The sequence below is a fragment of the Streptomyces azureus genome (genome assembly GCF_001270025.1).
Classification (GTDB): Bacteria; Actinomycetota; Actinomycetes; order Streptomycetales; family Streptomycetaceae; genus Streptomyces; species Streptomyces azureus.
Map to the genome: position 1 here is coordinate 14,588 of NZ_DF968234.1, position 22,670 is coordinate 37,257.

The 22,670-nt window shown below is 71.6% G+C and carries 24 protein-coding genes and 1 pseudogene; 8 read left to right on the forward strand and 17 right to left on the reverse strand.

Translation table 11 applies throughout. From position 1 onward, the window contains the following. Positions 1–13: 13 nt before the first annotated feature. Complete coding sequence (locus AOQ53_RS10370) at positions 14–562, forward strand: DUF1697 domain-containing protein (RefSeq protein ID WP_059416712.1); 549 nt, start codon at positions 14–16, stop codon at positions 560–562. 294 nt (positions 563–856) lie between these two features. Here AOQ53_RS10370 and AOQ53_RS10375 read toward each other — a convergent pair whose 3' ends face one another. Further along, positions 857–1,174, reverse strand: coding sequence for a hypothetical protein (locus AOQ53_RS10375; protein ID WP_148640309.1), 318 nt, complete (start codon positions 1,172–1,174; stop codon positions 857–859). 336 nt (positions 1,175–1,510) lie between these two features. Here AOQ53_RS10375 and AOQ53_RS45975 point away from each other — a divergent pair. The 5 genes and pseudogenes from AOQ53_RS45975 to AOQ53_RS10390 form a co-directional block, all read left to right on the forward strand. Continuing rightward, positions 1,511–1,660, forward strand: a pseudogene (locus AOQ53_RS45975) (gas vesicle protein GvpJ); the annotation flags it as partial. A gap of 39 nt (positions 1,661–1,699) precedes the next feature. Next, on the forward strand, positions 1,700–1,774 hold the full coding sequence (locus tag AOQ53_RS45980) for a GvpL/GvpF family gas vesicle protein (RefSeq protein WP_236711644.1): 75 nt from the start codon (positions 1,700–1,702) through the stop codon (positions 1,772–1,774). Between the two features lie 115 nt (positions 1,775–1,889). Beyond that, complete coding sequence (locus tag AOQ53_RS48005) at positions 1,890–2,012, forward strand: hypothetical protein (protein WP_408055146.1); 123 nt, start codon at positions 1,890–1,892, stop codon at positions 2,010–2,012. 119 nt (positions 2,013–2,131) lie between these two features. Continuing rightward, positions 2,132–2,974, forward strand: a complete 843-nt coding sequence (locus AOQ53_RS10385; protein ID WP_059416714.1) for a GvpL/GvpF family gas vesicle protein — start codon at positions 2,132–2,134, stop codon at positions 2,972–2,974. Continuing rightward, positions 2,974–4,257: an MFS transporter gene (locus AOQ53_RS10390; RefSeq protein ID WP_059416715.1), complete on the forward strand. Its 1,284-nt coding sequence runs from the start codon at positions 2,974–2,976 to the stop codon at positions 4,255–4,257. The genes AOQ53_RS10385 and AOQ53_RS10390 overlap by 1 nt, the downstream gene beginning before the upstream one ends. A 17-nt stretch (positions 4,258–4,274) precedes the next feature. Here the strand turns inward: AOQ53_RS10390 and AOQ53_RS10395 are convergent, their stop codons facing one another. From AOQ53_RS10395 to AOQ53_RS10465, 15 genes are all read right to left on the reverse strand, one after another. Then, entirely contained in the window at positions 4,275–5,015 is a 741-nt protein-coding gene (locus tag AOQ53_RS10395; protein ID WP_059416716.1) for a sirohydrochlorin chelatase, read from the reverse strand. A gap of 6 nt (positions 5,016–5,021) precedes the next feature. Beyond that, positions 5,022–5,918: an ABC transporter permease gene (locus tag AOQ53_RS10400; RefSeq protein ID WP_059416717.1), complete on the reverse strand. Its 897-nt coding sequence runs from the start codon at positions 5,916–5,918 to the stop codon at positions 5,022–5,024. Next, positions 5,905–6,693 carry an ABC transporter ATP-binding protein gene (locus AOQ53_RS10405; protein ID WP_059416718.1) on the reverse strand — a complete coding sequence of 263 codons (789 nt, stop codon included), beginning with the start codon at positions 6,691–6,693 and terminating at the stop codon, positions 5,905–5,907. The genes AOQ53_RS10400 and AOQ53_RS10405 overlap by 14 nt, the downstream gene beginning before the upstream one ends. 36 nt (positions 6,694–6,729) lie before the next feature. Then, on the reverse strand, positions 6,730–7,833 hold the full coding sequence (locus AOQ53_RS10410; protein WP_059416719.1) for an aliphatic sulfonate ABC transporter substrate-binding protein: 1,104 nt from the start codon (positions 7,831–7,833) through the stop codon (positions 6,730–6,732). Positions 7,834–8,055: 222 nt separating this feature from the next. Continuing rightward, positions 8,056–9,390 carry a sulfate adenylyltransferase subunit 1 gene (locus AOQ53_RS10420; protein ID WP_059416720.1) on the reverse strand — a complete coding sequence of 445 codons (1,335 nt, stop codon included), beginning with the start codon at positions 9,388–9,390 and terminating at the stop codon, positions 8,056–8,058. Positions 9,391–9,392: 2 nt separating this feature from the next. Continuing rightward, positions 9,393–10,328, reverse strand: coding sequence for a sulfate adenylyltransferase subunit CysD (cysD, locus tag AOQ53_RS10425; RefSeq protein ID WP_059416721.1), 936 nt, complete (start codon positions 10,326–10,328; stop codon positions 9,393–9,395). Continuing rightward, complete coding sequence (gene cysC / locus AOQ53_RS10430) at positions 10,325–10,861, reverse strand: adenylyl-sulfate kinase (protein ID WP_059416722.1); 537 nt, start codon at positions 10,859–10,861, stop codon at positions 10,325–10,327. The genes cysD and cysC overlap by 4 nt, the downstream gene beginning before the upstream one ends. A gap of 44 nt (positions 10,862–10,905) precedes the next feature. Beyond that, the gene (locus tag AOQ53_RS10435; protein ID WP_059416723.1) at positions 10,906–11,616 is read right to left on the reverse strand and encodes a phosphoadenylyl-sulfate reductase; all 711 of its coding nucleotides are present in this window, start codon (positions 11,614–11,616) and stop codon (positions 10,906–10,908) included. Then, positions 11,613–11,792, reverse strand: a complete 180-nt coding sequence (locus tag AOQ53_RS10440; protein WP_059416724.1) for a hypothetical protein — start codon at positions 11,790–11,792, stop codon at positions 11,613–11,615. The genes AOQ53_RS10435 and AOQ53_RS10440 overlap by 4 nt, the downstream gene beginning before the upstream one ends. Continuing rightward, positions 11,789–13,486, reverse strand: a complete 1,698-nt coding sequence (locus tag AOQ53_RS10445) for a nitrite/sulfite reductase (RefSeq protein WP_059416725.1) — start codon at positions 13,484–13,486, stop codon at positions 11,789–11,791. Before AOQ53_RS10445 ends, AOQ53_RS10440 begins: the two co-directional genes overlap by 4 nt. 182 nt (positions 13,487–13,668) lie before the next feature. Next, positions 13,669–13,752, reverse strand: coding sequence for a putative leader peptide (locus AOQ53_RS47665; protein ID WP_310887545.1), 84 nt, complete (start codon positions 13,750–13,752; stop codon positions 13,669–13,671). 126 nt (positions 13,753–13,878) lie between these two features. After that, entirely contained in the window at positions 13,879–14,451 is a 573-nt protein-coding gene (locus AOQ53_RS10450) for a GNAT family N-acetyltransferase (protein ID WP_059416726.1), read from the reverse strand. 22 nt (positions 14,452–14,473) lie between these two features. Continuing rightward, positions 14,474–15,802 carry a hypothetical protein gene (locus AOQ53_RS10455; RefSeq protein WP_059416727.1) on the reverse strand — a complete coding sequence of 443 codons (1,329 nt, stop codon included), beginning with the start codon at positions 15,800–15,802 and terminating at the stop codon, positions 14,474–14,476. A gap of 174 nt (positions 15,803–15,976) precedes the next feature. Then, complete coding sequence (locus AOQ53_RS10460) at positions 15,977–17,254, reverse strand: GAF domain-containing protein (RefSeq protein WP_059416728.1); 1,278 nt, start codon at positions 17,252–17,254, stop codon at positions 15,977–15,979. A 246-nt stretch (positions 17,255–17,500) separates the two neighbouring features. After that, positions 17,501–19,135 (reverse strand): acyl-CoA dehydrogenase family protein, encoded by a 1,635-nt coding sequence (locus AOQ53_RS10465; RefSeq protein WP_059416729.1) that lies wholly within the window; start codon positions 19,133–19,135, stop codon positions 17,501–17,503. 109 nt (positions 19,136–19,244) lie between these two features. Here AOQ53_RS10465 and AOQ53_RS10470 point away from each other — a divergent pair, with 109 nt between their 5' ends. Next, positions 19,245–20,411: a YihY/virulence factor BrkB family protein gene (locus tag AOQ53_RS10470; protein WP_078945242.1), complete on the forward strand. Its 1,167-nt coding sequence runs from the start codon at positions 19,245–19,247 to the stop codon at positions 20,409–20,411. 360 nt (positions 20,412–20,771) lie between these two features. On the opposite strand, the gene AOQ53_RS10475 is transcribed toward AOQ53_RS10470, so the two are convergent. Continuing rightward, positions 20,772–21,617, reverse strand: a complete 846-nt coding sequence (locus AOQ53_RS10475) for a Rossmann-fold NAD(P)-binding domain-containing protein (RefSeq protein WP_059416731.1) — start codon at positions 21,615–21,617, stop codon at positions 20,772–20,774. An 81-nt stretch (positions 21,618–21,698) separates the two neighbouring features. Here AOQ53_RS10475 and AOQ53_RS10480 point away from each other — a divergent pair, with 81 nt between their 5' ends. Next, positions 21,699–22,634: an AraC family transcriptional regulator gene (locus tag AOQ53_RS10480; protein ID WP_059416732.1), complete on the forward strand. Its 936-nt coding sequence runs from the start codon at positions 21,699–21,701 to the stop codon at positions 22,632–22,634. Positions 22,635–22,670: the final 36 nt, after the last annotated feature.

Genomic DNA, 22,670 nt, shown 5'->3' on the forward strand with positions numbered 1-22,670 from the left:
TTATGGTGAGCGGATGACGACGACGTACGCGGCACTGTTGCGCGGAATCAACGTGGGCGGCAGCAGAAAGGTCCCGATGACGGACCTGCGCACACTCCTGGCGGGCCTCGGCTACGAGGACGTGCGGACGTACCTCCAGAGCGGCCAGGCCGTGTTCGCCTCCGGCCACGGTGACGAGGAGTCGCTGGCCGCCGAGATCACGCACGCCATCGAGAAGCACTTCGGTTTCGGCGTCGACGTGATCGTGCGCGACCACGCCTATCTGAAGGCGATCGCCGACGCCTGCCCCTTCCCGGCCGCCGACCTGGAGCCCAAGCAACTCCACGTCACCTACTTCTCCGCCCCCGTGACCCCCGAGCGTTTCGGGGAGATCGACGAATCCGCCTACCTCCCCGAGGAGTTCCGCCTCGGCGACCGCGTCCTGTACCTGTACGCCCCGAACGGCCTGGGCCGCTCGAAGCTGGCCGAACACCTCGCCAAGCCGCGCATCAACAAGGGCGTCATCGCCACGACCCGCAACTGGAACACCGTCGTCAAACTGGTGGAGCTGACGGGGACCTGAGCACGCCCCGGCCGTCGAGGCCGCCGTCATCCCCGCCCTGGCCGGGACCACCGGCCTCCAGCCGCCGCAGGCGACGCCGTTCAGCGACCGGCAAGAGTGACATTCCGGTCGCCGAGGCAGGGCGTGTACGACGTGATCTCGGCCGGGACGGCCAGTCGCGGGTCCTCGCGGGATCGGGCCAGATCGTCCTGGGGCCGGCCGCGTCGGCCGCCGCCAGTTCGTGCTCGGCCCGCGATCGGAATCCGCTCCTCATAAGTCCGTGATCTTTTCGACAGGAAGTCAGCGCCCTGCCGGTCAGCTCTGCCGGACAGCGCGTTCGATCCGGTACTGCTCCGCCAACTCCTCGAACTGCCCGGCAGCAGCCGCGCTCACCGTGACTCGCCGGGTCTCACCCACAACGCCGCGCACCTGGTCAGCCACCTGCGCGGCCCGCCTGCCTGACGCATAGACGCCCAAGACGAGGACCGTGGCCTCGATGCCGTCGTCAGCCTGCTCGTCGTCACCCAGGCTGATGAAACCCCACGGCACGTCACACGGCGGCGCGTGGTCGGGGTCCGGACACAGCAGACGCTTGACTGGCTCCTGCAGTGCCAAAGCCTCCTGCACGCTCACGCATCCGTGAATCCGGATTTCGTACACCCCAGGCTCATCCACAGCCGCAACGTCTCCCTCATGCTGTCAGCACCGCTCCGTGACTCCGACGGTAATGAGCACAGAGCAGCACCGCATCAGGTCTCTCCCCTAGGTGATGACGATTCGATGCTCGGCAATGAGCCAGCAGCAGCCCGGTGATCGTTTGCGTCACAGCACTGGCACCCGACCTGCTTCCCCCGACTCCCCCCCCGGCGGGACCCGTTTCGGTGTTTGTGTGAACACGCCCGCCGCCACCCCCGTACCTACGGGCGGCACGAGAACGAGTCTCGCGAGAGGAATCGCACCGTGACCGTCATGACGCAGACCGGCGGGACGCAACCCGCCGCCGCCTCCAGCGGGTCGGGGACCGGCGGCCTTTTCCACATTCTCGAACTGCCCCTGGACCGCGGGCTCGTGATCGACGTGCTCGTCCGTGTCTCCCTGGTCGGCATCGAGATCCTGAAGCACGCCCGCGCCGACGAGTTCACCACCGCCGGCCGGCGCCTGGCCCACGGCTACGGCGACGCCTGCGACTTCCGGCTGCGCGGCCCCCTGCCCCCCTACAGCTTCGCCGCCTGACCATGGGCTTGCTCACCGGCATCCTCTCCCTCCCGCTCGCGCCCCTGCGCACCACCTCTGGGCCGCCGAGGCGCAGTACTACGACCCGGCCCCCGTCCGGCAGGCCCTCGTCGACCTGGAGCGGGCCCTGCTGGAGGGACGCGTCGACGAGGACGAGTACGAGTACGAGCGCCGCGAGGACGAACTGCTGCACCGACTCGACGAGATCAACGCCCGGAGACGAGCCCCCCGGCCATGACCCATCCGGCAGCAGGCGGACTCACTGACCGCCCGCCCCGAGCGGTCCCTGGCCGACGAGAACGAACGCCTGCGCGCCGAGATCGCCGCCCTCAAGGCGGCCGACAGGAGACCGGAGCCATGACCGACCCGAACCTCGTCTACGCCTACGCGGTCCTGCGCCGCACCCCCGAGGCCGCCGTGGCGGTGGCGGACCTGCGAGGTGTCGCCGGAGACCCGATCCACCTGCTGGAGCCCACGGACCCCGCCTCACCGCTGGCCTTCGCCGTCGGCCCCGTCCCGGCCGCCGACTACGACGAGGCACCCCTCGAGGCTCACCTCGACGACCTGGACTGGCTGGAGTCCACGGTCCGGTCCCACCACGCCGTGGTCGGCGCGCTCGTCGCCTCGGGCGCCGCCGTCCTGCCCCTCCGCCTGGCCACCGTCTACCCGGACGAGGACCACGCCCGGCAGGCCCTCGACACCCGTCGCGCGTACTTCCTGTCCCTTCTGGACCGCCTCACGGGCCACGTCGAACTCGGCGTCAAGATCTACGCAACACCCGACATCACACCACCCGAATCGGGCACCGACGCCGGACAGGAAACGCCCACCGGCCTCGGCGTCGGCGTGGGCCGCGCCTACCTGGCGATCCGCCGCCGCAGACAACGCAGAAACGAGGAAGCCTGGCGCACGGTCGCCCAGGCCGCCGCACACCTCACGCGGACGGCCGGCACCCTCGCCGTCGACCGCGTCGCACACACCCCGCAACGCGGAAGCCTCGCGGGCCCGGCCCCCGGCACCAACGTCGGCAACGACGCGTACCTCGTCCCCGCCGACCGGGTCGACGCCTTCCGCACCGGCGTACTGGCGGCCGCCGAGGGCATCCCCGGCCTCCGCGTCGAAGTGACCGGGCCCTGGGCCCCCTACTCCTTCGCACTCCAGCCGGAACCGGTCCCGGACCCCTCGGGTAGCCTGCTCTGATGGCCCCACCCGGGCAAGTGCCCTCCACCCGCCGGGATTTCCGCCTGCTCTGGACAGGCGAGACCGTGAGCGGGTTGGGCAACAGCATCACCGTGGTGGCGTTGCCACTGATCGCGGTCGTGGTGCTGGACGCCGGCTCCACCGCCGTCGGCCTGATCGCCGCAGCGGTGTGGCTGCCCTGGCTGCTGGTGGGTCTGCCGGTAGGGGCCTGGGCGGACCGGATGCGCAAACGCCCGCTGATGATCACCTGCGATCTGGTCTCCGCCGCGACGCTGGTGAGCATTCCACTGGCGGCATCGCTCGACGCGCTCACCTTCCCGCACATGGTCGCCGCCGCGTTGATCTGTGGGACCGCGGCGGTGTGCTTCAACACCGCCTACCACTCGTACATACCGATCGTGCTCGACGGACGCGACCTCCTGGAAGGCAACGCCAAGCTCCAGGGCAGCGAGGCCGCCACCCAGGTCGCCGGGCCGGGGGCGGCGGGGCTGCTCGCCCAGGTGTTCGGCGCGGTCACCGCGCTCGTGGCCGACGCGGTGACGTTCCTCGTCTCCGCGGTCTGCCTGACGCGGATCAGGGCGGTCGAGCCGGACCGTGCTCCCGACGAGGCACGCGCCCCCCTCCGACGACAGATCATCGAAGGGCTCCGCTTCGTGGGCCGGGACCGGTACCTGCGGCCGATGGTCACCTGGGGCGCCCTGATCAACATGGCGTTGATGGGCTACCAGGCGGTCCAGGTGGTGTTCCTCGTCCGCACCGTCGGACTGAACCCGGCCATGGTCGGGCTGCTGCTGACCAGCGGCAGTACGGGCGGCATCGTCGGCGCACTGGTGGCCGCCAGGGTCGGCCGGCGGTTCGGCACCGCGCGCGGGCTGCTGCTCCTCCAGGTGGCCACCGCGCCGTTCGCGCTGCTGTTGCCCATGACGACGGCGGGGCCGGGGCTGCTGCTGTTCGCCACGGGCGCCTTCCTCGTCGGCATCGGCGTCTCCGTGGCCAACATCGTGGTCGGCAGCTTCCGGCAGACCTACTGCCCGCCGCGGATGATCGGCCGGGTAGTGGCGACGGCCATGATGATCAACCACAGCACCATCCCGCTCGGATCCCTGCTCGGCGGCGTGCTCGGCGACGCGGTCGGGTACCGGCCGGCCATGGGGATCATGACGGGTGTCGTCGCGCTCTCCTGGCTCGTCCTCGTCATGAGTCCGATGCGCCGCGAACACGACCTTCCGCAGACCCACGAACCGGAACGAGCGCACGCCGGGGACTCGAAGCAGCCGAGGTGACCGGGAACCCGTGCCGTTCAGGCGCTGACTGCCGCCAGCTGCGGCATCCGGGCCGCCTCGTACCGCTCCAGCGCCACCCGGGCCACCTCCGGCGCCGGCCCCAGTACATCCGCCAGGACGTCCGCCTCCGCCGCGCCCCGGGCGATGCGGTCCGGAAGGAAGCCGGGGGCGAGCACGTAGGGGGCGACGGCCACCCGGGAGCAGCCGAGAGCGCGGAGTTCCCGGACGGCGTCCTCCGTGCGGGGGAGGGATGCGGAGGCGAACGCAGGTCGCACGGCGCACCAACCGGTGTGCCGCCACTCCCGCGCGATTTCTGCGATCACTGCGATCGCCTCCGGGTCGGTGGACCCCGCCGAGGCCAGCACGACCCCGGTCGAGGGCTTGTCGGCGGGGGACAGGCCCGCCTCGTACAGGCGTCGCTCCAGGGCGGACAGCAACAGGGGCGACGGGCCCAGGACCTCCGCCTGGCGGATACGGAGCTGCGGGGGAGCGTCCGCGAGGACCGCCGGGATGTCCGCCTTCGCGTGGAACGCCCGGGTCAGGAGGAGGGGGAGGGCCACGACGTCACGGACGCCCTGGACCGCCAGGGACTCCAGCACCCCCTGCACCGAGGGCACGTTGAAGTCCAGGAAGCCCGTCTCCACGCGTACGTCGGGACGCAGGGAGCGGACCCGGCGTACCAGGGCATGCACCGTCGCGGCGTGCCGCGGGTCGCGGCTGCCGTGGGCGATGACGAGGAGAACAGGCGTGTTGGTCATGGGACTTCAGCTCTTGACCAGCAGACCGCGGTTGCGCAGCACCCACCGCTCCAGCGGGCTGAAGATGAGCAGGTCGATGGCGATGCCGACGATGAGGATGAGGAGGATCGCTTCGAAGACCATGGCCATGTCGCTGGCGTTGCGGCCGTTTTCCAGGAGCTGGCCGAGGCCGACGCCGAGGTCAGGGAAGGAGGCGATGATCTCGGCGGCCATGAGGGAGCGCCAGGAGAAGGCCCAACCCTGCTTCAGACCTGCGACGTAGCCGGGCAGGGCGGCCGGGAGGACGATGTGCCAGGTGTGCTTCAGGCCGGTCGCGCCGAGGGTGCGGCCCGCGCGGAGGAACAGCGGCGACACCTGGTCGACGCCCGAGACCAGGCCGTTGGCGATGGAGGGGACGGCGCCGAGCAGAATCACCGCGTACATCATCGAGTTGTTCAGGCCCAGCCAGATGACCGCCGGGGGGACCCAGGCGACCGAGGGCAGGGACTGCAGGCCGGACAGGATCGGGCCGAGGGCCGCGCGGACGAACTTCACGCGGGCCACGAGCAGGCCCAGAGGGGTGCCGATGATCAGGGCGAAGCAGAAGCCGAGCAGGCCGCGCGAGACGCTGGTCCAGATGTAGCCGAGCAGTTCGCCCTGGAGCCACGCGGTGTGGACGACGTCCCACACCGCCGACGGCGCGGGCAGCTTGGTGGGGTCGTCGACGACCTTGAAGGAGACCAGGGCCTGCCAGGCCGCCAGGACGAGGGCGACGGCGATGACGGGCGGCAGGATCTTCTCCACGAAGGTCTGCCGGAACGGCTTGCGGCCGGTCTGCACTGTCTCCAGCGCGTCCAGGCCGGCTTCCAGTCCGGCGAGATCGCTGCCGTCCTTGGCGACGGTCGTCGAATCAGTGCTGGCCATGACGGCGGATCTCCCCACGCAGTTCTTCGGTGATCTCGACGGACAGCTCCGCCACGGCGGTGTCCTCGATGCGGCGCGGGTGCTCGATGTCCACGCTCCACTCGCGGGCGATGCGACCCGGGCGGGAGGACAACAGCACCACACGCTGGGCGAGGCGGACGGCCTCGCGCACGTTGTGCGTGACGAACAGGACGGACAGCTGCGTCTCGCGCCAGATACGGGTCAGCTCGTCGTGCAGCACGTCGCGGGTGATGGCGTCCAGCGCGGCGAACGGCTCGTCCATCAGCAGGAGCTTGCTCTCCTGCGCGAGCGCGCGGGCCATCGCCACGCGCTGGCGCATCCCGCCGGACAGTTCGTGCACCCGCTTGCGGTGGGCGCCCTTGAGCCGGACGAGTTCGAGCAGTTCCTCGGCCCGCTCCCGGCGCTCCGCCTTCGGCACGCCCCGGAGCTTCAGGGCGAGTTCGATGTTTTTGCCCGCACTCAGCCAGGGGAAGAGGGCGTGTTCCTGGAACATCAGCGCGGGGCGGCCGTCGGTGGTGATGTCGCCGGCCGAGGGCCGGTCCAGGCCGGCGACCAGGTTGAGCAGGGTGGACTTGCCGCAGCCCGAGGCCCCCAGGAGGGTGACGAACTCGCCGGGGGCGACATCGAGGGTGATGTCGTCCAGGACGAGCTGCTGCCCGGCGGGGCCCGGGAACGACTTCGAGACGTGGGCGATCCGGGCGGCGTGGGTGGCCGTCTCGGTGCCGTCGGCGGCCTTGGCGAGGGTCGTGGCCATGGTCGTCACCTCCTGGGAACGGGTCGGGATGCGGGCTTACTTGACGCCGAGACCGGCGTCGTCGACCGTGGGCTCGCCCTCGGCCTTGAGGACCTTGTTCAGCGGCGCGAGGTCGTAGATGCCCTTCAGATCCGGCTTCTCCAGCAGCCCGGCCTTCACGGCGTGCGCTGCCTCGGTGTTGAGGGTGGAGGCCAGCGGGTCGTCGGTGAACTGGATCGACTTCCACGCCGGGTCCAGCACATCGGCGGGCAGCGCCTTGCCGGAGGACTCCTCCAGCTGCTCGTTCGCTGCCGCCTTCGCCTCATCGGGGTGGGCGTTGATCCACTTGTTGGTCTCGACCGAGCCCTTCAGCACCGCCTCGACGACCTTCGGATGCTTCTTGAGGAAGTCCTGGCGGACGATGATGTTCGTGATCACGAACTTCTTGTCCGGCCACAGTGACGCCTCGTCGAGGAGGACCTTGCCGCCCTGGGCGACCAGCTTCGACGCGGTCGGCTCCGGCACCCAGGCGCCGTCGACGGACCCGGCCTTGTAGGCGTCCGGGGTGACCTTGTTGTCACTGCGGACGACGGTGACGTCACCCTTGCCGCTCTGCGGGTCGACCTTCCAGCCCTGCTCCGCGGCCCAGTTCAGGAACGCCACGTCCTGGGTGTTGCCGAGCTGCGGGGTCGCGATCCGCTTGCCCTTGACGTCCTTCAGTGACTTGATCTTGTCCGGGTTGACGACGAGCTTCACGCCGCCGGACGCCGAACCGCCGATGATCCGCAGGTTCTTGCCGTCCGCCTTGGTGTAGCCGTTGATGGCGGGGGAGGGGCCGATCCAGCCGATGTCGATGGACTGGGAGTTGAGCGCCTCGATCTCGGACGGACCGGCGTTGAAGACCGCGGGCTCGACCCTGGTGGCGCCGAGGGCCTTCTGGAAGAAGCCCTTCCGCATGCCCACGAGCGCGGTGCCGTGCGTCAGGTTGTCGAAGTAACCGATCTTGACGGTGTCGAGGCCCTCGATCTTCTTCGCCCCGGCGGCGACCTTGGCGGCCCCGTCGTCCTTGGCCTGGGAGCCGTAACCGCAGGCGGCCAGCGTGAGGAGCGGCAGTGCGGCCAGCACCGCGAAGGATCGGCGCAGAGCGGATGATGCAGGCACGGGAGGGTTTCCTCTCGGAGGCCCGGCGGTCACGGTCTCTCAGGTCGTGGCCGGGAGGTCGGCAGGTTTTCGTCTACGGCGGTGGGGGGTGAGGGCGCGCGAGCGGTGCGCGTACGTCAGCGCACACATCGGGCCACTCCGCCCTGCCCGCTGCCGAGAGCACCGCTGCCGACGCGGCCGCCCTCCTTCGCGAACATCGAGTAGAAGTCGGGGGAGTTCATGTCAGAAGTCCCACCCGTCGTCCTCGGACTCGTCCTTCACCGGATCGGGGGCGGCGAAGGACTCGCCGACCATGCCCGCGGTCAGCGTCGTGCCGTCGTTGGGGTCGATCAGGATGAACGAGCCGGTGCGCCGCGAGTCCGCGTAGGAGTCGACCGGCAGCGGCTCGGCGGTGCGGATCTTCACCCGGCCGATGTCGTTGGCGACGAGCTGTCCCGGGTGCGGGTGCAGGGACAGGTCGTCGAGCGTGAGACGGGACGGGATGTCCTTCACGATCGCCTTGACCGTGCGGGTGCCGTGCTTGAGCAGTACCCGGTGGCCGACGGTCAGCGGGGCGTCGGCGACGTGGCAGACGGTGGCTTCGATGTCCTGCGTGGTCGGGGGCGCGTCCTTGGTGGGCACGATCAGATCACCGCGCGAGATGTCGATGTCGTCCTCCAGCAGGAGGGTCACCGACTGCGTCGTCCAGGCCACGTCGACCGGCTCGCCCAGCAGGTCGATACCAGAGATCTTGGAGGTGCGGCCCGACGGCAGCACGGTGACGGCCTCGCCGACGTGGAAGGAACCAGCCGCGATCTGCCCGGCATAACCCCGGTAGTCCGGGTGGTCGGCGCTCTGCGGCCGGATCACGTACTGCACCGGCAGCCGGGCGTGGCAGTGGCTCAGGTCGTGGGCGACCGGGACCGTCTCCAGGTGCTCCAGCACCGTCGGCCCGCCGTACCAGTCCATGTTCGCGGACGCGTCCACCACGTTGTCCCCGACCAGCGCGGAGATCGGGATCGCGGTGACCTCGGGCACGCCCAGCTCGGTCGCGTACGCCGTGAACTCCTCGGCGATCGCCGCGAACACCTTCTCGTCGTAGCCGACCAGGTCCATCTTGTTCACCGCCAGGACCGCGTGCGGCACGCGCAGCAGGGCGGCGATCGCGGCGTGCCGACGGGTCTGCTCGACCACGCCGTTGCGGGCGTCGACCAGGATGACCGTCAGCTCGGCCGTGGAGGCACCGGTGACCATGTTGCGGGTGTACTGCACGTGGCCGGGGGTGTCGGCGAGGATGAACCGGCGCCGGGGCGTGGCGAAGTAGCGGTAGGCCACATCGATGGTGATGCCCTGCTCCCGTTCGGCCCGCAGACCGTCCGTCAGCAGCGCGAGGTCCGGCGCCTCCTGGCCCCGACTGGCGGACACCCGCTCCACGGCCTCCAGCTGGTCGGTGAGGACCGACTTCGAGTCGTGCAGCAGCCGCCCGACCAGGGTGGACTTGCCGTCGTCGACGGAACCGGCGGTGGCGAACCGCAGCAGCGTGGTGGCCGAGAGCTCCTCGGTCGTGATCGTGCTCATTTTTAGAAGTACCCCTCGCGCTTGCGGTCTTCCATCGCGGCCTCGGACATCTTGTCGTCGGCGCGGGTGGCACCCCGCTCGGTCAGCCGGGAAGCGGCGATCTCCACGATCACCTTCTCGATCGTGTCGGCGTCGGAGTCGACGGCGCCGGTGCACGACATGTCACCGACCGTGCGGTAGCGCACCAGGCGCTTCTCGACGGTCTCGCCGTCCTTCGGTCCGCCCCAGTCACCGGCCGTCAGCCACATGCCGCCGCGCTGGAACACCTCACGCTCGTGCGCGTAGTAGATCTCCGGCAGCTCGATGCCCTCGCGGGCGATGTACTGCCACACGTCCAGCTCGGTCCAGTTGGACAGCGGGAAGACGCGGACGTGCTCGCCCGGGGCGTGCCGGCCGTTGTAGAGGTTCCACAGCTCCGGGCGCTGCCGGCGCGGGTCCCACTGCGAGAACTCGTCCCGCAGGGAGAACACCCGCTCCTTGGCCCGGGCCTTCTCCTCGTCCCGGCGGCCACCGCCGAAGACGGCGTCGAAACGCTCCTGCTGGATCTTCTCCGTCAGCGGCACCGTCTGCAGCGGGTTGCGGGTGCCGTCCGGGCGCTCCTTGAGCACACCCCGGTCGATGTAGTCCTGCACCGAGGCGACATGCAGCCGCAGTCCGTGCCGGGCCACCGTGCGGTCCCGGTAGTCGATGACCTCGGGGAAGTTGTGCCCGGTGTCCACATGCAGCAGCGAGAACGGCACCGACGCCGGCCGGAAGGCCTTCAACGCCAGATGCAGCATGACGATCGAGTCCTTGCCGCCGGAGAAGAGAATCACCGGCCGCTCGAACTCACCCGCCACCTCACGGAAGATGTGCACGGCCTCGGACTCGAGGGCGTCGAGGTGGGAGAGCGCGTACGGGCTGTCGGTCTCCTCGGAAACCGTGGCGGCGGTCGTCATGCCAGTCCCCTTTCGCTCAGCAGGGCGTACACGGACGCCGCGGACTCCTGCACGGTCTGGTTCTGCGACTCGATGCGCAGATCGGGCGACTCGGGTGCCTCGTACGGGTCGTCGACCCCGGTGAGCCCCTTGAGCTCGCCTGCGGCCTGCTTGGCGTACAGGCCCTTCACGTCCCGCTCGCTGCACACCTCGACCGGGGTCGCCACGTGGATCTCCACGTACGCGGTGCCGTTCGCCTGGTGCCGCTTGCGCACCGCCTCGCGGCTGTCCTGGTACGGCGCGATCACCGGGACGAGGGCGAGCACGCCGTTGCGGGCGAGCAGTTCGGCGACGAAGCCGATGCGCTGCACGTTGGTGTGCCGGTCCTCGCGGCTGAAGCCGAGGCCCGCCGAGAGGAACTCGCGGATCTCGTCGCCGTCGAGCACCTCGACGCGGTGGCCCTCGGCGCGGAGCCGGCCTGCCAGCTCGTGGGCGATGGTGGTCTTGCCGGCACTCGGCAGACCCGTGAGCCAGACGGTGGCTCCGGTCGTCACGTCGGTCTCCTGAATCGTCTGAGTCGTCTGAGTCTGAGGCGGCGTCATCCGTGCAGCCCGCACTCGGTCTTGCTGCGGCCGGCCCAGCGGCCGGCGCGCGCGTCCTCGCCCTGAAGGACGCGGCGGGTGCAGGGGGCGCAGCCGACGGAGGCGTAGCCGTCCATCAGCAGCGGGTTCGTCAGGACGCCGTGTTCGGTGACGTAGGCGTCCACGTCGTCCTGGGTCCAGCGGGCGATCGGGGAGATCTTGACCTTCTGGCGCTTGTCGTCCCAGCCGACCACCGGCGTGTTCGCCCGGGTCGGGGACTCGTCGCGGCGCAGACCGGTCGCCCAGGCCTGGTAGTTCTTCAGGCCCTCCTCCAGCGGCCGGACCTTCCGCATCGCGCAGCACAGGTCGGGGTTGCGGTCGTGCAGCCTGGGGCCGTACTCCGCGTCCTGCTCGGCGACCGTCTGGCGCGGCGTGAGCGTGATGACGTTGACGTCCATCACGGCGTCGACCGCGTCACGGGTGCCGATGGTCTCCTCGAAGTGGTAGCCGGTGTCGAGGAAGACGACGTCGACGCCGGGCATCGCGCGGGAGGCCAAGTGGGCGACGACCGCGTCCTCCATGGAGGAGGTCACGCAGAAGCGCTTGCCGAACGTCTCGGCCGCCCACTGGAGGATCTCCAGCGCGGAGGCGTCCTCCAGGTCGCGGCCCGCCTGCTCGGCGAGGGCCTTGAGCTCCTCGGTCGTGCGCTGTTCCTGAACCGTGGTCATATCGTCGCCCCTCCGGTGTCGGATCGCTTCAGCCCCTGGGTCAGCAGCCCGAGGAACTTCAGCTGAAAGGCTCGGTTGCACGCCGCGCATTCCCACGCGCCGTGGCCCTCCTCGTTCGGACGCAGGTCCTCGTCACCGCAGTAGGGGCAGTAGAAGGGGGCCGCACGTTCGCTCATGAGAGGGCCTCCTCGCTGGCCCGGGCCGCCCACGTGGCGAACCGCTCGCCGTCCTCGCGCTCCGCCTGGAACCGCTTCAGGACGCGCTCGACGTAGTCGGGCAGCTCTTCGGAGGTGACCTTCAGGCCGCGCACCTTGCGGCCGAAGCCCGCCTCCAGGCCGAGCGCGCCGCCCAGGTGCACCTGGTAGCCCTCGACCTGCTCGCCCTTGTCGTTGACGACCAGCTGGCCCTTGAGACCGATGTCCGCCACCTGGATACGGGCGCAGGCGTTCGGGCAGCCGTTGAGGTTGATGGTGATCGGCTCGCCGAAGTCCGGCATACGGCGCTCCAGCTCGTCGATGAGCTGCGAGCCGCGCTGCTTGGTCTCGACGATGGCGAGCTTGCAGAACTCGATGCCGGTGCAGGCCATGGTGCCGCGCCGGAAGGAGGACGGCCGGGCCGTCAGGTCGAGCGCCTCCAGGCCCTCGACGAGCGACTCGACCTTGTCCTCCTCGACATCGAGGACGATCATCTTCTGCTCGACGGTGGTGCGCACCCGGCCCGAGCCGTGGGCCTCCGCGAGGTCGGCGATCTTCGTGAGCGTCGCGCCGTCGACGCGTCCCACGCGCGGGGCGAAGCCGACGTAGAAGCGGCCGTCCTTCTGCCGGTGCACGCCGATGTGGTCGCGCCACTGCTGGACCGGCTGCTCGGGAGCCGGTCCGTCGACCAGCTTGCGCCCCAGGTACTCGTCCTCCAGGACCTGCCGGAACTTCTCCGCGCCCCAGTCGGCGACGAGGAACTTCAGCCGGGCGCGGGTACGCAGGCGCCGGTAGCCGTAGTCGCGGAAGATGCCGATCACGCCCGCCCAGACGTCCGGGACCTCCGCCAGCGGCACCCAGGCGCCGAGCCGGACGCCGATCTTCGGGTTGGTGGACAGACCGCCGCCGACCCACAGGTCGAAGCCCGGGCCGTGCTCGGGGTGGTGCACACCGACGAACGCGACGTCGTTGATCTCGTGCGCCACGTCGAGCAGCGGCGATCCGGAGATCGCCGTCTTGAACTTGCGCGGCAGGTTGGAGAACTCCTTGCTGCCGATGTACCGACGGTGAATCTCGTCGATGGCGGTGCTGCCGTCGATGATCTCGTCCTCGGCGATTCCCGCGACCGGCGAGCCGATGACCACGCGGGGCGTGTCACCGCAGGCCTCGGTGGTGGACAGACCGACCGCCTCCAGCCGGTTCCAGATCTCGGGCACGTCCTCGATCCGGATCCAGTGGTACTGGACGTTCTGCCGGTCCGTGATGTCGGCGGTGCCGCGGGCGAACTCCTGCGAGATCTCGCCGATCACCCGCAGCTGCCGCGTGGTGAGACGGCCGCCGTCGATGCGGACGCGCAGCATGAAGTACTCGTCGTCCAGCTCCTCCGGCTCCAGGACCGCCGTCTTGCCGCCGTCGATCCCGGGACGGCGCTGGGTGTACAGGCCCCACCAGCGCATGCGGCCGCGCAGGTCGTTCGGGTCGATCGAGTCGAAGCCCCGCTTGGAGTAGATCGTCTCAATGCGTGTCCGCACATTGAGACCGTCGTCGTCCTTCTTGAACTGCTCGTTGCCGTTGAGCGGGGTGTGGTGCCCCGCGGCCCACTGACCCTCACCGCGGTGACGGCTCACCTTGCGGCGGGGAGTCGCGGCGGCAGGGTTCTGCGGGGTGGCGGCCATGGTTGATACGTCCTTCGGGACAGCAGTGGGTAGGGGTCGGCGCGTAGCGCCGTCGTTGAGGGGTGGCGGTCGGGTGACGGGCGGGAGGCTCTGACCTGCGCGTGCGGGCGCATGGGCATAGGGCGCGTCGTTGCGCGGGAGTGAGACGAGAAAGGGGGATGTCGGGCGCTGCGTGAGTGCTCTCAGCGCGCCGGACAGATGGCGCTGGACATGCGGCCGAGGTCGACGTGGCGTCGACTCACCAAGGCGATCCCAGTTCCAGGCATGACGGAAGCGTGTCACGGCGATCTGGACACAGTCCAGCTTCGTCCAAGATTCGGACACTCCTGTCTCGAAATTCAAGACAGGAGTGTCCTTGGTCACATCAGGTCGTCCCGAGGTGTCCGGCCAGGTCAGACGGGGAACGCCCCGGGCCACGGTCCCGGAGCGGTGACCTCCGGTTCCTCCTCGACCTTGGTGTCGAACAGCTTGAAGCCGCGGCGCCGGTAGTTGTCCATCGCGTGCTCGCCGTCCTTGCTGCACGTGTGCAGCCAGACCCGCTTCGTCGGCGTCAGTCCAGCCCAGCGGTCCGCGAGGTCCCACGCGCGGGCCGTGCCGTACGACAGCAGGTGCCCGCCGATGCGCCGGCCGCGGAAAGCGGGGAGCAGGCCGAAGTAGAGGATCTCCACGATCGCGTCGTCCTGCGCCTCCATCTCCACGTACCCCGCGGGCGTGCCACGGTCGTACGCCACCCACGTCTCCACGCCGGGCCGCTCCAGGTGCTCGATCCACCGCGCGTACGACCAGCTCAGCCGGTCCGTCCAGCGGAGGTCGCCGCCGACCGAGGCGTACAGGAACCGGCTGAACTCGGGCGAGGGCTCCTCGGAGCGGACGACCCGGACGTCCCCGTCCGGCGCGGCGGCCGGCAGCAGGTCCGTCGGGGCGGTCTGCTCCAGGGACCAGGTGGTCACGGCGATGGTGGTCATGCGGGCAAGAAAATCATCTGGCCTACTCATCTGTCGATCGGTCCAGCGCCCTGTCGGCCGACGCCAGCGGCACCGCGAACAGCGTCCGCCCCGACTGGGACCAGAGCTCGCCGGTCTCCTCCCAGTAGGACAGGGAACCCGACCGGCCGCTCCAGCAGTGGCGCGTCTCGTCCGTCGCGCACTCCGTCGCCCGGGCGCCCTCCGTGTCCTGGCGCCACAGTGTCCCGTGCCCGCCGGGCGTGCCCGCCGCGCGGTCGAGGTACCAGCCCGAGCGGTACGCCAGCACGCCCCGCACGTCGGTCGTCTTCGACTCGTACGCCTCGACCGGGTCCGCGTGCCCCGAGGGGTCCGTGGCGAGCAGGCCGGACCGGGCCGGGTCCCGGCTCAGCGGGTAGCGCCACAGCCGGGTGCGCCGGTCGCCGTCCGCCGGCACCCACTCGCTCGCCACCAGGCTGTCGGGGGAGGTGCTGCGGTCGAGGGAGACGGCGGCCGGGCGCGGCACGTCGTCCCCGCCGGGCAGGGCGTACGAGGCGACCGCGGGCAGCACGTACCGGTAGCCGTACGCCGCCCAGCCGCCCCGCACCCGGCCGACCGCGCCGGAGTCGACGGTGGCGCGCTGGATGCGGTCCATGTCGTACACGTACAGCGCGTCCCGGTCGCCCTCGCGGGTCGTCACCAGCAGCTTGTCCTGGTACCAGACCATGCCGGACAGCGGGGAGACCAGCCCCCGGTAGTCCCGCCCGCCGTCCACCGGGACGGCCAGCAGTGCCCAGGTGTAGCGGAGCCGGTCCGGGGCGTTCGCGTCGACGAAGGCGACCTTGGCCAGGCCCTGCTCGGGTGCCGGGCCGTCCATGGAGCCGCCCTCGGTGCCGCCGCGGGTCCAGCCGGAGAGGATCACGCGGTTCCCGCCCCAGCGGCCGTCGTCGTCCGCGTCGCCCGAGGTGGTTACGGCGCCGGGCCGCCAGCCCCGGGTGTCGGCGCCGCCGAAGCAGTACGCGCGCGTGGCCGCCGGTTCGACCGGCAGGGTGTGCTTCTCGGCGGCCGGGCAGCCGGCCGCGTTCCGCAGTGTGCGGTCGGCGCTGTCCAGCACCGTGCGCACACCGACCGGCCGGCCCATCTTCGAGGCGAGCCGGTCGAGCCACGGCGCGGGCACCCGGTGCTCGGCCAGCGGCAGCCGCCCGGCCTCGGCGGACACGGAGACGGGCTTCAGGGCCCCGGGCGCGTCGGCGACCGTGGCCTGCGAGGCGCTGATCATGGTGGCGGCGGCGGTGAGTGCGAGAGCCGTCCCGGCCAGGGCCCCGCGCAGTGCCCTGCCCCGCCTGCGCCGCCGGTGTCTGCCGCGTTGCTTCATAACGTCCTCCCGAGGCGGGCCAACTGCGCCTTGTGGTCCGTACGTTGACGGAGGAGCAGGTGGGGTGGCCCGTAGAGGATGCTACGGCAGGTGGGCGGGGTGGGGGGCGAAGACCCTGCAAATATGCGCAAGATGCCCCCCCGGGGGGCGGCCGGACGGCACGTCGCGTGAACCTCAGGGGGCCGGTGCGGAGGTGCGCAGCCTCTCCACCGCCGGTGCCGTCGAGTGCGGCAGCACGTCGTGCGGGTCGTCCGGGAGGAGCACCTCGACCTCGGCGTCCTCGGCGAAGCGGTACGGCCGGTGTTCCAGGAACGCGCCGAGATAGCGCCGTACCCGCGACATCTCGGCGCGTACGGTCACCGTGCGGGCCGGGTCGCCGAACAGGTCGCCGGCCAGGTCCGAGGCGCTGCGGCCGGTGCGGTGGACGGCGAGGAGGTACAGCAACTCGGCATGCCGGGGACTCAGTTCGCGCGTCCAGGAGCCCGCGCCGCCGGAGACCGCCACCGTCCAGCTGCGGGCCTGTCTCAGGTCCAGCACGATGCTGGTCGCCCCGCGCGGCACCGGCTCGTCGGCGGCCGCCCGCAGCAGCCAGCCCCCGGCCAGCGGCTCCACCGAGCACAGCCCGAGCGCCGGCACCCACCTGGGGCCCGGCGACAGGGATCTGGGCAGGGCCACGCGCCGCGTGTACGGCATCCCGCTGACCGCGGCGGTCCAGCCGTCCCGGTCGACGGCCAGGGCACGCCCGGTGAGCCGGGCCAGCACCGGAGATGCCACCGCCCGCAGCCGTTCCAGCGACTCCGCGTGCCTCTCCCGCAGCCGGGCCTCGGCGAGTTTGGCCACAGAGTCGACCCAGGCGAGCGTGGCCGGATGCATCGTCTCCAGCGGCCCGCTCACGTCCACCACGCCGAGCAGCCGGCCGTCCCGCGGATCCGTCAGGGGAGCGCCGGCGCAGGTCCAGACGGCCTGGGAGCGCACGAAGTGCTCTGAGGCGAAGACCTGTACCGGTCGGCGCACCACCGCCGGGGTGCCCAGGCCGTTCGTGCCGACGACGTCCTCTCGCCAGTCCGCGCCGAGTTCGAAGCCGAGCCCGTCGGCCCTGCGCAGCACCGGCGCGCTGCCCTCCCGCCACAGCACCCGGCCCTCCTCGTCGGCGACCACCATGATGTGGTGGGCGACGTCCGCGAACCCCAGCAGCCCCTCACGCAACACCGGCAGCACATGGCGCAGCACCGATGTCTCCCGCCGCCGCTGCACCTCCTCGCGGGACAGCAGATCCGCCCGGAAATCGTGATCCGGATCCACACCGCTGCGCAGCATGCGCTCCCAGGACTGCTCGATCACCCGGCGCGGCGGCACGGGCGCGGGCTGCCCGGACAGCCGGGCGGAACGGACCTCGCTGAGCACCCGGGCCGCACGCGAGGTGTCCACGGCGGCGAGCTGCGTGACGTCCATAGGCGTGGGCCCCCCGGAGTCTTTTCTGACTGTCCGTCCCATAGTGCCGTCTGCCCCTGAGCGGACGCGCACAGTCCGCACACAGTCAGCGGCGAGTTGCAACCCCTTGCAACCCTGGTGGACAGCCCGGCCGTGTCCGAGACTTGAGCAGCGCCGTCCCGAGCGGCGTTCAGTGGCTCGAACGGGCCAGTGCGGCGGGGGTGGTGCCGTGTCGGCGCAGCACCACCTCCGCTTCGGGCGCCCGGCTCAGGCCACCGGCCGGGCCCGCTCCACCACCGACGCCAGATCGAGACTGTGCGGGAGCGTTCCGAACGCCGCGCCCCCGTCGCCGCCCAGCCGCGCCGCGCAGAACGCGTCGGCGACCTCCGGCGGCGCGAAACGGACGAGCAGCGACCCCTGGAGCACCAGCGCCAGCCGCTCCGCCAGCCGCCGCGCCCGCCCCTCCACGCCGTCCAAGTCGGCGAGTTCGGTCAGCAGGTTCTTGATGGCCCCGTCGAGCCGGTGATCGGCGCCGCGCGCCTGCCCGACCTCCCGCAGGTACGCGTCGAACGCCCCCGGCTCCCGCTGCAACGCCCGCAGCACGTCGAGGGCCTGGACGTTGCCCGCGCCCTCCCAGATGGAGTTGAGCGGCGACTCGCGCACCAGCCGGGGCAGCCCGGACTCCTCGACGTAGCCGTTGCCGCCCAGGCACTCGGCCGCCTCCACCGCCACCGGCGGGCACCGCTTGGTCACCCAGTACTTGGCCGCCGGCACCGCGATCCGCAGCAGCGCCCGCTCCTGCTCGCCGCCGTCGTCGCAGGCCGCCGCGAGCCGCAGCGCCAGCGTCGTCGCCGCCTCCGACTCGATGGCGAGATCCGCGAGGACGTTGCGCATCAGCGGCTTGTCGACGAGCTTCCCGCCGAACACCTCCCGGTACGTGCAGTGGTGCACCGCCTGCGCCACGGCCTGCCGCATCAGTCCCGCCGAGCCCAGCACACAGTCGAGGCGGGTCGCCGCCACCATCTCGATGATGGTGCGCACCCCGCGCCCCTCCTCGCCGACCCGGCGCGCCCAGGTCCCGTCGAACTCGACCTCGGCCGAGGCGTTCGACCGGTTGCCGAGCTTGTCCTTGAGTCGCTGGATCAGGAGCACGTTGCGCGTGCCGTCCGCCAGCACCCGCGGCACCAGGAAGCAGGTGAGCCCGCCCGGCGCCTGCGCCAGCACCAGGAAACCGTCGGACATCGGCGCCGAGCAGAACCACTTGTGCCCGGTCAGTTCGTACGTCCCGTCCTCCGCGAGCGGCCGCGCGTTCGTCGTGTTGGCCCGTACGTCGCTGCCGCCCTGCTTCTCCGTCATGCCCATCCCGAACAGCGCCCCGGCCTTGAGGTGCGCGGGCCTGAGCTCGCGGTCGTAGACCATGGACGTCAGCCGCGGCTCCCACTCGGCGGCCAGGTCCGGGTCCGTGCGCAGGGCGGGCACCGCCGCGTGCGTCATCGACAGCGGGCAGCCGTTGCCGGCCTCGACCTGCGTCCACACCAGGAAGGCGGCGGCCCGCCGCAGATGCCCGGCCGGCCGGTCCCAGGCCGCGGTCAGACCCGCCGAGACGCCCTTGCCGAGCAGCCGGTGCCAGGACGGGTGGAACTCGACCTCGTCGATCCGGTGGCCGTACCGGTCGTGGGTGCGCAGCCGGGGCGGGTTCTCGTTGGCCTGCGCCCCCCACTCCTGCACCTGGGCCGAGCCGGAGGTCCGCCCGAGCGCCGACAGCTCGCCGAGCACCTCGTCGCGCAGGTCGGGACCGACGTGCCGTTCGACCGCCGCCGTGAGGGCCCGGTCGGCCGAGAAGACGTCGTACCCGACCAGCGGCGGGACCTGGTTGTTCACGGAGTGGGTGCTGCCAGCCATGCTGCGAAAGTACCCCGGGGCGGCCCCCTGGTCACCAAGGGGCGGGGTTCGGGCACCTGAGACCAACCTGTGGGTGAGTACGGTCGGGCGCGACGGATACCGTTAGGGGGTGCAGCCAGCAAGTGAAACCCCCGACACACCCTCCGGGCGCCTCCACCGGGCGCGTGCTCTCTACCGGAACGTCTCCAAGCGCAGGACCGCCTGGCTGTTGCTCAAGGACACCGTCAACTCCTGCATCGAGTACCGCATCCTGGGGCTGGCGGCGGAGGCCGCGTTCTTCACGCTGCTGTCGGTGCCGCCGCTGTTGCTGAGCATGATCGGACTGCTCGGCTACGTCGACGCCTGGACCGGCGCCGACACCATCGAGAGCCTCCAGGCCAACATCCTGGAGGCCGCCCGCACGGTGCTGTCCGACCGGGGCGTGCGGCAGATCGCCGAGCCGATCCTGCACGACGTGATGAAGGGCGGCCGGCCCGACGTCATCTCCATCGGCTTCCTGTTCGCCCTGTGGTCCGGCTCCCGCGCCGTGAACGTCTTCATCGACACCATCACCGTCATGTACGGCCTCGACGGCGTCCGGGGCATCGTCAAGACCCGCCTGATGGCCTTCGCGCTGTTCATCGTCGCCCTGCTGATCGGCTCGGTCGCGCTGCCGCTGATGGTGGCCGGGCCGGACGCGGTGGTGCGGATCGTGCCGTGGTCGACGACGGTCGTGCAGGTCCTGTACTGGCCGGTCGTCATCCTCCTGTCCATCGCCTTCCTGACCACGCTCTACCACGTGTCCGTCCCCGTCCGCTCCCCGTGGATCGAGGACGTGCCCGGCGCGCTCGTCGCCCTCGGCATGTGGGTCCTCGGCAGCTTCCTGCTGCGGATCTACCTGACCAGCACGGTCGAGGGCCCGACGATCTACGGCTCCCTGGCCGCGCCCGTAGCCGTGCTGCTGTGGATCGGTGTGGCCGCGTTCGCCGTGCTCGTCGGGGCCGCGGTCAACGCCGCCATCGACCGCGTCTGGCCGGCCGCCGCGACGGCCGCGGCCCGTGAGGCCAACGAGCGGCTACGGCAGGCGCAGGTCGCCGAGTACGTGGCCCGCGCCGCCGCCGCGGGCGGGTCCGACCCCGACATGCCCTCCGAGTTCCCGGAGCGCTGGTCCCGCTTCCTGCCCCCGGAGGACGTCACGTCCCGGCTGCGCACGCACGTGAAGAGCGCCCACGTGAAGAGCACCGGCAACGCCGGGGGCCAGGCCAACGGGGAGGCTCCGCCGCCGTCCGAGAAGTGACGGGCGCGCGGTCGCCGCGCCGGCCGGGGCCGCGGTCGGCGCATCGCCGCCGGGCCCTGCCCGGCCGCGGCCTCGCCCTGCGCCGTTAGCCGGCAGGCGGCCCGCCGTCATCGCCCCTGCCGGGTTCCGGCCCTCGCGCCGTTCGTTGGCGGGCGGTCCGCCGTCTTCGCTCCTGCCGGGTTCCGGCCGGGTCGGGGCCTGCGCCGCCCGTCGGCAGGCGGCGCATCGTCACCCACCTTCCGGGTGTCCCGGCCTGGCTGCGGCCCGCGCCGCCCGTCGGCAGGCGACGCACCGTCACCCGCCCTCCGGGGCCCGGCCTGGTCGTGACCGGCGCCGGTCGCCGGCAGGCGGCCGTCGGCGTCACACCTTCCAGGTCCCGGCCGCCGTCTCCTCCCGTACGAAGTCCGTGAAGTCCCGGGGAGCGCGGCCCAAGACCTCCCGTACGCCGTCCGAGAGGTGTGCGTTGCGGCCGTCGAGGAGGGTGTCGAAGATCTCGGTCAGGGCCGTGACCTCCTGCGGCGGTACGCCGAAGCCGAGCAGCGCATCCCCGTAGTCCCGTGTCGACACGGCCCGGTAGGTGAGCGGGCGGCCCGTCGCTTCGGCGATCTCCGCGACCGCCTCGCCGAAGGTCAGCAGGCGCGCCCCGGAGAGGGTGAGTGTCCGGCCCACGTACCGGTCGCCCGCCGTCAGCGCGGCCACCACCACGTCCGCGATGTCCCGCACGTCGAGGAACGGCTCCCGCACCTCGCCGGCCGGGAACACCAGCTCCCCGCGCTCCCGCAACTCCGCCACCAGCGGCCCCTCGCTGAAGTTCTGCGCGAACCACGCGGCCCGTACGACCGTCCAGTCCGCCCCCGAGGCGTGCAGCGCCTCCTCGGTGGGCAGGGCCTGCTCCTCGCCGCGCCCGGACAGCAGCACCAGCCGCCGCACCCCGAGCCCGACCGCCTCCCGCGCGAGGTCCCCCACCGCCTCGGCGGCGCCCGGCGCGCCGACGTCCGAGGGGTAGGCGAGGTAGGCCGCGTCGGCGCCGCGCAAGGTGTCCGCCCAGGTCGATCGGTCCCACCAGTCGAAACCGGTCGCCCGCGACGCCGCCCGTACCGTGAGCCCGGCGGCCTCCGCCGCCCGGGCCACCCGGCTCCCCGTACGGCCCGAGGCACCCGTCACCACAACCGTCATGCCCTGCGTGTTCCGTGTCGTGTTCGTCATGCCGTCGAGTCAACTGCCGTACACCGCTCGGAACCATCGCTGAACGGCTCATTCCCATACGACCGCGTCTACGCTTGCACCATGGACGCACTCGCCGGGTTGCTGGAGGGCCCCCGCGCGCGGGGCGCGTTCATGACCAGGGCGTGTTTCGACCCGCCGTGGGCGGTGCGCGTGGAGGACTGGGCGCCGCTCACCGTGATGCTCGTCGCGCGCGGCGAGGCCTGGGTCCTGCCCGACCGGGGCGAGCGGACACGGCTGCGGGCCGGGGACCTCGCCATCGCCCGCGGCCCCGACCCGTACACCTGCGCAGACGACCCCGGAACGGAACCGCAGGCGCTGATCCTGCCCGGTCAGGAGTGCCGCTACCCCGACGGACGTCCCCTCAACGGCTCCATGGACCTGGGCGTGCGCTCCTGGGGCGACCGGCTCGACGGCTCGACGGTGATGCTGATCGGCACGTACCCGATGCAGGGCGAGATCAGCGGCCGGCTGCTGGACGCGCTGCCGCCGCTGCTCACTCTCACGTCCGACGTGTGGGACTGCCCGCTCACGCCGTACGTCTCAGAGGAGATCGTCCGGGACGAGCCGGGCCAGGAGGTCGTCCTGGACCGTCTGCTCGACCTGCTGGTCATCGCCGCGCTGCGCGCCTGGTTCGCCCGCCCCGAGGCGGAGGCGCCCGCCTGGTACCGGGCCCTCGCCGACCCGGTCGTCGGCGGTGCGCTGCGCCTGCTCCAGGACGACCCCGCCCACCCGTGGACCATCGCCGCGCTCGCCGCCAAGACCGGGGTGTCCCGCGCCGCACTCGCCCGCCGCTTCACCGCCCTGGTCGGCGAGCCCCCGATGACGTACCTCACCGGCTGGCGCCTCGCCCTCGCGGCCGACCGCCTGCGCGACTCCGAGGACACGCTCGACGCCGTGGCCCGCCGGGTGGGGTACGGCAGCGCGTTCGCCTTGTCGACGGCGTTCAAGCGGGTGTACGGGGTGAGTCCGGTGGAGTACCGGGGGCGGTTGGCGTAGAGGCCGGGGACGGGGCGACCTGGTCGGCGGCAATGG